Consider the following 9,720-nt stretch of genomic DNA (forward strand, 5'->3'; position numbering starts at 1 on the left):
GTTACTCCGAACGGGTACTGTGTTCGCGGATCAGCGCCGCGCACGCCGACGGCTCGAACCACCACGGCGAGAACCGGCGCGGATCGTCGAAGCCGTCGACGATCGCCGCGGCGAGCGACGGCAACTGGCCGGCCGCGCCGAGCAGTTCGAGAATGTGCGGCGGCGGCGGCGTGAGCAGCGAGTTGGTCCAGCGCACGACATGCTGTGCGTAGGCCCAGTAGCCTTCGAACGTCTGCTGCATCCAGTCCTCGCCGAACGGCGCGGCATCGCGCGCGACGATCGCGTCGAAATAGGCGTTCGCGCATTTCGCGGCGTTGTTCGATCCCTGGCCCGTGATCGGATCGTTGACCACCACCGCATCGGCCATCCCGAACACGGTTCGGCCCGACGGCAGCCGGAAGAACGGCTTGCGCACCGTCGGCGTAAAGCGCCCGGACAGCGTGCCGTTCGGATCGGTCAGCTCGACGTCGCGGCAGCGCTCGAATTCCCACGGCACATACTGCTGCAGGAACGACAGGCTTCGATCGAGGTGCTGCTCGGGTGTCTTCACGTCGGCCCAGCAGTCGAGCGGGCCGCCAGGAATGCCTTCGAACACCATGATCTCGCACGGGCCCGTCGTGGTCAGCGCGGGAAATACGAAGTACTCGCCGATGCCGGGCAGCAGGTTGAAGCGCACGCGCGAATACGGCTGGCTCGGCGTCATCCCTTTCACGTAGGTGAGGGCGAGCGCGCGTTGCGGGCGGTCGAACGTGCTGCGTGCGTCGTCGCGGCCGAGCAGGTTGACGATCTCGCCCTTGCCGGCCGCGAGCAGCACGAGATCGTGGCTGCGCGCCAGTTCCTCGAGTTCGGGCACGCCGACGTCGCAGATGCGGACTTCCGCGCCGCGGCGCCGAATGCCGTCGAGCCAGTCGGCCATCTTCACGCGCTGGTCGACGGACTGCGCATAGCGGGTCAGCCGCGACGACCACTCGATCGCCTTGCGGCCGTTGCCGTTCGGGTGCGGCACCGCGATGCCGATGCCTTCGACGGACGGGCACGCTTCCTCCCAGGCGTTCAGGCCGAGATCGCGCTCGATCTGCAGCGCGGTATGGAACATGCACTGGCTCGACATGACCTTGCCGGTGCGGATCTGCTCGGCGTCGCGATTGGTCGCGAGCGTGACGTGATAGCCCTGGTCGAGCAGGGCGAAGGCGAGTTGCAGGCCGGACTGGCCGGCGCCGACGATAGCGATGCGTCTCATGAGAATGTCCTCGGGTGGCCGGATGCCGGCCGGAATGATTGCGGGGAGCGGCGGCGGGCAGCGGTCATTCCGCCAGGCGCGGAATGGCCGGCACCGCCTGCTCGGGGCCCATCGCGGAATAACCGCCGTCCACCGCGTAGTCGGCGCCCGTCACGAAGCTCGCCGCGTCGCTGCACAGGAACGTCACGACCTGCGCGACCTCCGACGGATCGCCGACCCGGCCGAGCAGGTGAAACGGCGCAGCGACGCGGTCGGTCTTCGCGCGGTCGCCACGCGTCATCTCGTCCATCACGCGCGACCACGTCCACCCCGGCGATACCGAGTTGACGCGAATGCGGTCGGGCGCGAGATCCATCGCCATGCTGCGCGTGAGCTGGCGGATCGCCGCCTTGGACGTCGGATACAGCCAGCGGCCGGTTTGCGCGCACTGGGCCGAGATCGAGCTGAAGTTCACGATCGCGCCGCCGCCGCGCCGGACCATGTGCGGATGAACGGCCTTCGCCAGCATCGCCGCCGACACGACGTTCACGTCCATCGCGGCGAGCCAGTCGTTGCGGGTCGCCTGGATGCCGTTGTCGACGTAGCTGCACGCGAGGTTGACGAGCACGTCGATCGCGCCGAACCGCTCGGCGATGGCCGACACCGCGCGCTCGATCGCGCGGTCGTCGGTGATGTCGATCGCGACGAACATCGCGCGTTCGCCGAGCGAATCGGCGACGCGCGCGCCGTTCTCGGTATCGAGATCGAGTATCGCGACGCACGCGCCGGCGCGGGTCAGGTCCTGCGCGACCGCGGCGCCGATCAGCGTGGCGCCGCCGGTGACGATCGCGACTTTGCCTGCAAGGGCAGTCATGGGGTATCTCCCGGAATCGATGGGTGGGGGAAGGGCCGCGTCAATGTGCGCCCGTCGGCGGTTCGCTGTCCTGCCAGCGGCGCATCAGGCCGTTCGACGGCACGGTCTCGTCGAGCAGCTTGCGCGCCGTTTCGACGCCCGCGACCGGCAGGCCGGCCGGATCGAGCAGGCCAACCTGCACGAGCACGCTCGCCTGATCCCAATAGATGTGTTCGTGATAGAGCTTGTCGCCGCGAAATTTCACGATCGCGACGAGCGGGATCTCGACGCGCTTGCCGGTCGGCGCGACGCCCGGCAGCATCCAGTCGATCTCGGTGGTGTGCGTGAAGCAGAACAGCAGTTCGTCGACGATCTGGCTCGCGCCGATCGTGCGCGAGATCGGCGTGATCGTGGTGTCGGGCGGATTCGCATGCACGAAGTGATGCGTGTAGAAACGCTTGAGCTCGTCGTAGCCGACGCCGCCCGTCAGCGTCGGAATATGGTTGACGTACGGCTCGGCCACCATCGTGGCCATCGTCGCGTCGACGTTGCGCGTGTCGAATTCGTGCAGCAGATGCGCTTCCCACAGCGCGGAGAGGTCGTAGTGCGGGCCGAGCGCGGCGCGGAACGCGGCGATCGAGCGCTGATGCGCCATGGCCGCGGCGGCCTTGTCGAAATGATCGCCGCCGATGCGGGCGAACGCGTGATCGACGCCCGGATACACATACACCTCGACGCCGTCGCGCCCGGACAGCGCTTCGGTAATGCGCTGCTGCGCGTCGGGCGGGCAGAAGCGGTCCTGCGCCGCGATCTGCAGCACGAGCCGCCCGCGCAGCTGCACGGCCTCGTCCAGCGCATGCTCGATGCCGACGCCGTAATAGCTGACCGCGGCGGCCACGCCCGGCAGCCGGCAGGCGGCGAGATACGCGAGCTTGCCGCCGAGGCAGTAGCCGAGCACGCCGGCTTCGCCCGTGCATTCCGGCCGTTGCGTGAGCACGCGCAGCGCGGCGCCGATGTCCTCGACGCCCTTGTTCTCGTCGTACTCGCGGTAAAGCGCCATCGCGCGCTCGAAATCGGCAGCGGAATCGCCGAGTTCGATCCCCGGAGACTGGCGCCAGAACAGGTCGGGCACGAGCACCGCGTAGCCTTCCTCCGCGTAGTAGTCGGCGGTTGCCCGCATGGTCGCGTTCGCGCCGAAGATCTCGTGACACAGCACGATGCCCGGCCCGCTGCCGCCGGCCGGCGTGCTCAGGTAGCCGCGAAACGTTCCGCCGTCCGGCGACGGAATCTCGATGTGACGTCCTTTCATGTGTCCCTCCATGCTGTTTGTTTCCGTGACGGGCTCAGTATTGGTGGCCGAAACGCGCGCTTCTATCCGCTTTCTTCGGCCGGTATCCGCGAACTCCGGAAACCTGACGACCCGACCGCCACGCCCGGGCGGGCGCGCGGCTGAACGGCGGGTGTGTGCGGGTATGTGCGGATACGGAAGCCCCGCACAGTTTTCTACGATGCGCGAACGGTCCGGTTCTTGCGTTGGTTGCGCGGGACTTGCGGGTTCGGATGGCCGGACTGTCCGGATATTCCGGGCGCTATCCGGATCGTGCAGCGGGATTCCCCAATACCGGGAACGCATGCACGGCGCGAGTGCGATCGAGCATGACGGGAGAACTTCGATGGCGCAAATTTCAGAAACCGGCTGGCTTGCCGACGCCGCCTGTTTCAATCACGACAACCTGATGCTGCAGTCGGACGATGTCGACGAGGTGCGCGCACGCGTCGCCGATGTGTTCAAGCCGCACCGGCTCACGCCGATCGGCGAATCGCGCGCGTTGCACAGCTGCATGCACCATGCGCGCTGGGGCAACCTGTCGCTGAACCTGCTCGATTACGGCGGCGGCGTCAGCATCGAGCCGGGGCCGCTCGAGCATTTCTTCCTGTTGCAGATTCCGCTGCGCGGCGACGCGGAGATCGAGTGCGGCTCGACGCGCTTCGTGTCGTCGCCGGGCACCGCGTCGCTGATCTCGCCGACGCTGCCGCTCAAGATGCGGTGGGGCGACGCGTGCCCGCAAGTCATCCTGCGCATCGAGCGCGAGGTGATGGAGCGCCACGCGCAGCGGCATTTCGGCGACGACCGGCGCGCGCCGGTCGAATTCGAACCTGAATTCGGCCTGTCGTCACCGCAGGGGACGTGTCTGGCCCAGATGCTGCCGATCCTCGCCGGCGCGATCGCGACGGATGCGCATCCGCTGCGTCACCCGCTCGCGTTCGAGCAGCTCGAATCGACGTTGCTCAACCTGCTGCTGCACGGCCAGCCGAACAGCGCGCGCGACGGCACGCGGCACCTGCCGATGGCGCTCGCGCCGTTCTATGTGCGGCGCGTCGAGGAATACATCCGTGCGCATCTCGACGAGCCGCTGACGATCGAACGGCTCGCCGAGCTCGCCGGCGTCAGCCCGAGCACGCTGTTCGCCGGCTTCCGCAATCGCCACGGGATTACGCCGATGGGCTTCGTGCGGCAGTTGCGGCTGCAACATGTGCGCGAGGAACTGCTGGCCGACGATACGCCGGGGCTCGCGTCGGTCACCGACGTCGCGCTGAAATGGGGATTCGCGCACCTCGGGCGCTTCGCGATCGAATACAAGCGGGCGTTCGGGGAGTCGCCGTCGGCGACGCTCAGGTTGCGGCGGGTGCGGGGGTGATGGAGGAAACGACGGGCTCGCATGCGGCGCGCCCGTCCGTCGATCATCGGGCCGGTGCCGTACCGGTCGACTCGCGCACGACGAGCTCCGGCGTACCGATCGTATGCACGGCCGCGGTCGGCTCGATGCCGTCGATCATGTCGAGCGTCAGCGCGATCGCGCGCGCGGCAATCAATGATGTCGGGAATCGGACCGTCGTCAGCGCGGGGCGGAACTGGTGGGCGAGCTGGATATCGGTCATGCCGACGATCGAAAGGTCGGCCGGCACGCGCCGGCCAAGATCGGCCGCCGCCTGCATCGCGCCGATCGCCATCAGGTCGTTGGTCGCGAACAGCGCGGTGAGGCCGGGCTTCGCGCGCAGCAGCGCGGCGGCCGCCTCGTAGCCACCCTCGATCGAATCGTGCGCGGACACGGTCGTCACCGCGTCCGGCGCATGGCCGCGAGCCGCGAGTTCATCGGTGAAGCCGCGCAGCCGCATCGACTGCGGGCCGCCCGAACCCTTGCCGACGAGTGCGCCGAATGCGCGATGCCGCAGCCCGGACAGGTGCGCGGCAGCCAACGCGCCCGCCGCCGCGAAATCGACGGTCACGCAGGGCAGCGTGCGCGACGCGTGCACATGCTCCCACATGCACAGCACGATCGCCGCGCCATGGCGCGCGATGTCGGCAAGTTCGGCCTCGGCGAGGTCGGTGTTCATCACGATCGCGCCGGCCGCAAGCGTGCCGGCGATCCGCTCGAGGTAGTTGCGCGTGATCGCCGGGTCGTCGTCGGTGTTGGACACCAGCAGATAATGGCCGCGCTTGCGCGCCTCGCGCTCGGCGGCGAGCACGAACTCCGGATAGAACGGGTTCGTGATGTTCGACAGCATCAGCGCGAGCGTCGACGTGCGGCCTTCGGCGAGCGCACGCGCGGTGAGATTCGGTCGATAGCCGAGTTCGCGAATCGCCGCCATCACGCGTTCGACGGTCGCCGGCTTCACTTTCTGAGGATTCCGTAACACGTTCGAGACCGTCGCCGCGGTCACGTTCGCGCGTCGCGCGACTTCCGCGAGCGTCACCATGCGCGGCCCCCGGCCGGTCGGGAAGCGTCGTGCGGGAACGGGGAAGCGTGAGTGTGTTTGCTCATATTCTGGGAGTGCGTCCCACAAGTTGCACAGGGACAGGCGATACGCTAATTTCTCGACACATCACATGAAGGAGACAACATGGTACGGCGAACCGGGCCAATCGCGCCATCAAAATTTAAGCGTTTAAATTTTCCGATTCGACGCGCGTGATTCAGCAGAGGAGGGCGCGATGACCGCCATTTCATTGAAGGACGTCTCGAAGCGCTACGGCGACCATGCGCCGGTGCTGCGCAACGTGAACCTCGAGATTGAGTCGCATGAGTTCTGCGTGTTTCTCGGCCCGTCGGGCTGCGGCAAATCCACGCTGCTGCGGATGATCGCGGGGCTCGAGGACGTGACCGAAGGCGAGCTGCGGATCGGCGGCGCGCGCATGAACGACACGCCGCCCGCCGAGCGCGGCGTCGCGATGGTGTTCCAGAGCTATGCGCTGTTTCCGCACATGACCGTGTTCGACAACATCGGCTTCGGGTTGCGCATCGCCGGCGTGCCGAAGGACGAGATCCGCCGCCGCGTGACCGAGGCCGCGCGCGTGCTGCAGCTCGACGCGCTGCTGGAGCGCAAGCCGAAGGCGCTGTCGGGCGGCCAGCGGCAGCGCGTCGCGATCGGCCGCGCGATCGTGCGCGAGCCGCGCGTGTTCCTGTTCGACGAGCCGCTGTCGAATCTCGACGCGACGCTGCGCGGGCAGACGCGTGTCGAGATCGCGCGCCTGCATGCACGCTTCTCGCAGTCGAGCTCCGTGTATGTGACGCACGATCAGATCGAGGCGATGACGCTGGCCGACCGGATCGTGCTGCTGCACGCGGGCGACGACGTCGCGCGCTTCGGCAGCATCGCGCAGGCCGGTGCGCCGCTCGAGCTGTATCACCGGCCGGCCAACCGCTTCGTTGCAGGCTTCATCGGCTCGCCGCGAATGAACTTCCTGCCGGCGGCCGTCGTATCGAGCGATGCGCACGGATGCCGCCTGCGCGTCGACGGCACGGACGAGGTGTTGACGCTGCACGACCGTCCGTTGCCGTCCGGCATCGGCCCCGGCGCGCGCATCACGCTCGGCATCCGTCCCGAGCATCTGTCCGTCGGCCCGGCCGGCGACGCCGGGCTGCCCGCGATCGTGCGCGATGTCGCGCTGGTCGAGCAACTGGGCGAGGCCGCCTACGTGCATCTCGATCACCCTGGCGGCGTGCCGCTGCTCGCGAAGCTGCCGGGGCAGGCCGCGCTGCGGCGCGGCGAGCGTCATGCGTTCAGCGTGCCGCCGTCGTGCTGCCACCTGTTCGACGAGGCCGGCATCGCGGTGCCGGCCGTTCGTGCCGAGGCGGAATTCGCATAGCGGCGCGGCGCCGATCCGCCGCGCGCGACGCGGCATCCATCACACCAATACCAGGAGACAACGATGAGACTTCGTGCGAGCCAACTGCTGCTTGCCCTGACGACCGCCGCCGCACTGGCGGCAGGGGCCGCCGACGCGGGTACGCTCAAGGTGAACGTAGCCTCGCGTGGCAACCAGCGCGCGACGTGGCAAGCGGTGTTCGACCAGTTCCGCAAAGCGAATCCGGACATCGACCTGAAGGTCAGCTACGTCGCCGAGGAGGCGTACAAGGTGCAGATGTCCGGCTGGCTCGCGACCGATCCGCCCGACGTGCTGAGCTGGAACAACGGCGAGCGGCTCGCTTATTTCGCGAAGCGCGGGCTGATCGAGGATCTGAGTCAGGACTGGCAGAAGAACGGCTGGAACGATACGTATGCGGCCGTGAAGCAGTCGTCGACTTACGGCGGCAAGCTCTACAGTTTGCCGCTCGGTTACGACGCCTATGGCCTGTTCTACCGCAAGGACCTGTTCGAGAAGGCCGGCATTCACGGCGAGCCGGCCGACTGGCCGCAGTTTCTCGACGCATGCCGCAAGCTGAAGGCGGCGGGCATTGCGCCGATCGCGGTGGCCGCGCGCGATGCGTGGACGCTTGCCGCATGGTTCGACTACCTCGACCTGCGGATCAACGGCTACGCGTTCCACCAGAAGCTGATGGCGGGCGATGTCGCTTATACCGATCCGCGCGTGCGTGCGGTGTACGCGGCATGGAAGAAGCTGATCGACGACAAGTATTTCATCGACAACGCGCTGTCCTACGACGTCGATGCGCTGAGCCCGCTGATCGTCAACGGCCAGGCCGCGATGACGCTGATGGGCACCTGGTATTCGGCGGGCCTGCTGAGCGCGGCGCGCAACCCGATCGGCTTCTTCCGCTTCCCGGCGATCGACGCGTCGGTGCCGCTTGCGGAGGACGGTCCGGTCAACGTGATGGTCGTCCCGGCGAAGGCGCACAACAAGGCGGATGCACGCCGCCTGCTTGCGTTCATGGGGCAGCCTGCGATCAACGGCGAGTTCGCGAAGGGCATGGGCCAGTTGCCGTCGAACAACCAGGCGCCCGAGCCGCAGGACCCGATCTCGAAGATCGGCTTCCGCACGCTGGCCGCGACGCAGGGCGGCATCGCGCAGTTCTACGACCGCGACATGACGAAGGAAATGGCGGACGAGGGGATGAAGGCGATGCAGCAGTTCCTGTCCGATCCGGCGCAACTCGACGCGATCCTGCAGCGCCTCGAGCAGACCCGCAAGCGCATCTACCGGAAGTAGCGTGCGGACCGGATCGGCCCCGGCCGGTCCGGCGCTACGTTGTCGTCGTCATGTTCGTTTCGTCGAAGGTCACCTCATGTCAACCAGCCTGTCCGAAGGCGCCGTGCGTCGCGACGCCGGCCCGCAGCGGCATGCGCGCGCGTCGCTCGCGCGCCGGCGCAACCGTGCCGCACTGCTGTTCGTGCTGCCGGGTTTCGCGCTCTTCACCGTGTTCGTGCTGTATCCGATCGTCAGCAGCATCTGGCTGAGCTTCCATCACTGGGACGGGATGACGCCGATGACGTATGCAGGGCTCGACAATTATCGCGAGCTGCTGCAGTCCGACACGTTCTACGTCGCGCTGAAGAACAACGTGCTGTGGCTCGCGCTGTTCCTCGCCGCACCGCCGCTCGGTCTCGCGCTCGCGCTGTACCTGAACCAGAACGTGTTCGGGATCCGGCTCGTGAAGTCGCTGTTCTTCGCGCCGTTCGTGCTGCCGGGCGTCGTCGTCGGCCTGGTGTTCTCGTGGTTCTACGATCCGACTTTCGGGCTGCTGAAGCTGCTCGTCGGGCACGGCATCCCGGTGCTCGGCGATCCGCACTATGCGACCTACGGTGTGATCGTCGCGGCGCTGTGGCCGCAGATCCCGTTCTGCATGATCCTCTACCTGACCGGGCTTACCGGCATCAACGGCGAGATCGTCGAGGCCGCACGGATGGAAGGCGCGCGCGGCTTCACGCTGCTGTGGCACGTGATCCTGCCGCAGCTGCGCCCGGCCACCTTCATGGCGGTGGTGCTGACCGTGATCGGCGCGCTGCGCAGCTTCGACCTGATCTCCGTGATGACGGGCGGCGGCCCGTTCGACAGCTCGACCGTGCTCGCGTACTTCATGGTCGACCAGGCGATCAAGTACTACCGCGAAGGCTATTCGGCCGCGATCGCGGTGGTGCTGTTCGCGATCATGCTCGTCTATCTCGTGTGGCAGCTGCGCAAGCTGGTGCGCGTCGAATCTTAGGGTCTGTTTACATATGGAACGCACATGCGAATGCCCGAAATCGCGCGTAGGGCAAGAAGTGAGGAGCGCCGTTTGGCCGAGCCAAACAAGCGACGAGCGACGCCGCCATACGCGCGATTTCGGGCATTCCCGTGACATGAATTTTCTAATTTGGGGTTGCCACGAGAACGGCCGCTCGCCGCGTTGCGCGCCGTGCGAATAAG

At 67.3% G+C, this 9,720-nt stretch carries 8 protein-coding genes; 4 read left to right on the forward strand and 4 right to left on the reverse strand.

The window, feature by feature from the left end; translation table 11 throughout:
- Window position 1: 1 nt before the first annotated feature.
- The 3 genes from ACM6JT_RS34455 to ACM6JT_RS34465 all read right to left on the reverse strand — a co-directional run bounded on the left by ACM6JT_RS34455 (window position 2) and on the right by ACM6JT_RS34465 (window position 3,381).
- A complete protein-coding gene (locus ACM6JT_RS34455) occupies window positions 2–1,240 on the reverse strand; it encodes a styrene monooxygenase/indole monooxygenase family protein (protein WP_034182315.1) in 1,239 nt (412 codons plus the stop codon).
- 64 nt (window positions 1,241–1,304) lie between these two features.
- Complete coding sequence (locus ACM6JT_RS34460; RefSeq protein WP_414858131.1) at window positions 1,305–2,093, reverse strand: SDR family oxidoreductase; 789 nt, start codon at window positions 2,091–2,093, stop codon at window positions 1,305–1,307.
- A 40-nt stretch (window positions 2,094–2,133) separates the two neighbouring features.
- On the reverse strand, window positions 2,134–3,381 hold the full coding sequence (locus ACM6JT_RS34465) for a dienelactone hydrolase family protein (protein ID WP_414858132.1): 1,248 nt from the start codon (window positions 3,379–3,381) through the stop codon (window positions 2,134–2,136).
- Window positions 3,382–3,745: 364 nt separating this feature from the next.
- Here ACM6JT_RS34465 and ACM6JT_RS34470 point away from each other — a divergent pair, with 364 nt between their 5' ends.
- Window positions 3,746–4,771, forward strand: a complete 1,026-nt coding sequence (locus tag ACM6JT_RS34470) for an AraC family transcriptional regulator (protein ID WP_217591124.1) — start codon at window positions 3,746–3,748, stop codon at window positions 4,769–4,771.
- A 43-nt stretch (window positions 4,772–4,814) separates the two neighbouring features.
- Here ACM6JT_RS34470 and ACM6JT_RS34475 read toward each other — a convergent pair whose 3' ends face one another.
- The gene (locus tag ACM6JT_RS34475; protein ID WP_131946496.1) at window positions 4,815–5,831 is read right to left on the reverse strand and encodes a LacI family DNA-binding transcriptional regulator; all 1,017 of its coding nucleotides are present in this window, start codon (window positions 5,829–5,831) and stop codon (window positions 4,815–4,817) included.
- 235 nt (window positions 5,832–6,066) lie between these two features.
- Here ACM6JT_RS34475 and ACM6JT_RS34480 point away from each other — a divergent pair, with 235 nt between their 5' ends.
- From ACM6JT_RS34480 to ACM6JT_RS34490, 3 genes are all read left to right on the forward strand, one after another.
- Window positions 6,067–7,221 carry an ABC transporter ATP-binding protein gene (locus tag ACM6JT_RS34480; protein ID WP_414858133.1) on the forward strand — a complete coding sequence of 385 codons (1,155 nt, stop codon included), beginning with the start codon at window positions 6,067–6,069 and terminating at the stop codon, window positions 7,219–7,221.
- 63 nt (window positions 7,222–7,284) lie between these two features.
- Window positions 7,285–8,523, forward strand: coding sequence for an ABC transporter substrate-binding protein (locus ACM6JT_RS34485; protein ID WP_414858134.1), 1,239 nt, complete (start codon window positions 7,285–7,287; stop codon window positions 8,521–8,523).
- Window positions 8,524–8,599: 76 nt separating this feature from the next.
- Window positions 8,600–9,517: a carbohydrate ABC transporter permease gene (locus ACM6JT_RS34490; RefSeq protein ID WP_217591123.1), complete on the forward strand. Its 918-nt coding sequence runs from the start codon at window positions 8,600–8,602 to the stop codon at window positions 9,515–9,517.
- Window positions 9,518–9,720: the final 203 nt, after the last annotated feature.

The sequence above is a fragment of the Burkholderia sp. IT-111MI5 genome (assembly GCF_949752865.1).
Lineage (GTDB): Bacteria > Pseudomonadota > Gammaproteobacteria > Burkholderiales > Burkholderiaceae > Burkholderia > Burkholderia pyrrocinia_C.

What these genes read in the sequence shown, in the direction of transcription:
- ACM6JT_RS34455 (WP_034182315.1), bottom strand. Translation starts at nt 1,240, where the DNA reads ATGAGACGCATCGCTATCGTCGGCGCCGGCCAGTCCGGCCTGCAACTC.
- ACM6JT_RS34460 (WP_414858131.1), bottom strand. Translation starts at nt 2,093, where the DNA reads ATGACTGCCCTTGCAGGCAAAGTCGCGATCGTCACCGGCGGCGCCACG.
- ACM6JT_RS34465 (WP_414858132.1), bottom strand. Translation starts at nt 3,381, where the DNA reads ATGAAAGGACGTCACATCGAGATTCCGTCGCCGGACGGCGGAACGTTT.
- ACM6JT_RS34470 (WP_217591124.1), top strand. Translation starts at nt 3,746, where the DNA reads ATGGCGCAAATTTCAGAAACCGGCTGGCTTGCCGACGCCGCCTGTTTC.
- ACM6JT_RS34475 (WP_131946496.1), bottom strand. Translation starts at nt 5,831, where the DNA reads ATGGTGACGCTCGCGGAAGTCGCGCGACGCGCGAACGTGACCGCGGCG.
- ACM6JT_RS34480 (WP_414858133.1), top strand. Translation starts at nt 6,067, where the DNA reads ATGACCGCCATTTCATTGAAGGACGTCTCGAAGCGCTACGGCGACCAT.
- ACM6JT_RS34485 (WP_414858134.1), top strand. Translation starts at nt 7,285, where the DNA reads ATGAGACTTCGTGCGAGCCAACTGCTGCTTGCCCTGACGACCGCCGCC.
- ACM6JT_RS34490 (WP_217591123.1), top strand. Translation starts at nt 8,600, where the DNA reads ATGTCAACCAGCCTGTCCGAAGGCGCCGTGCGTCGCGACGCCGGCCCG.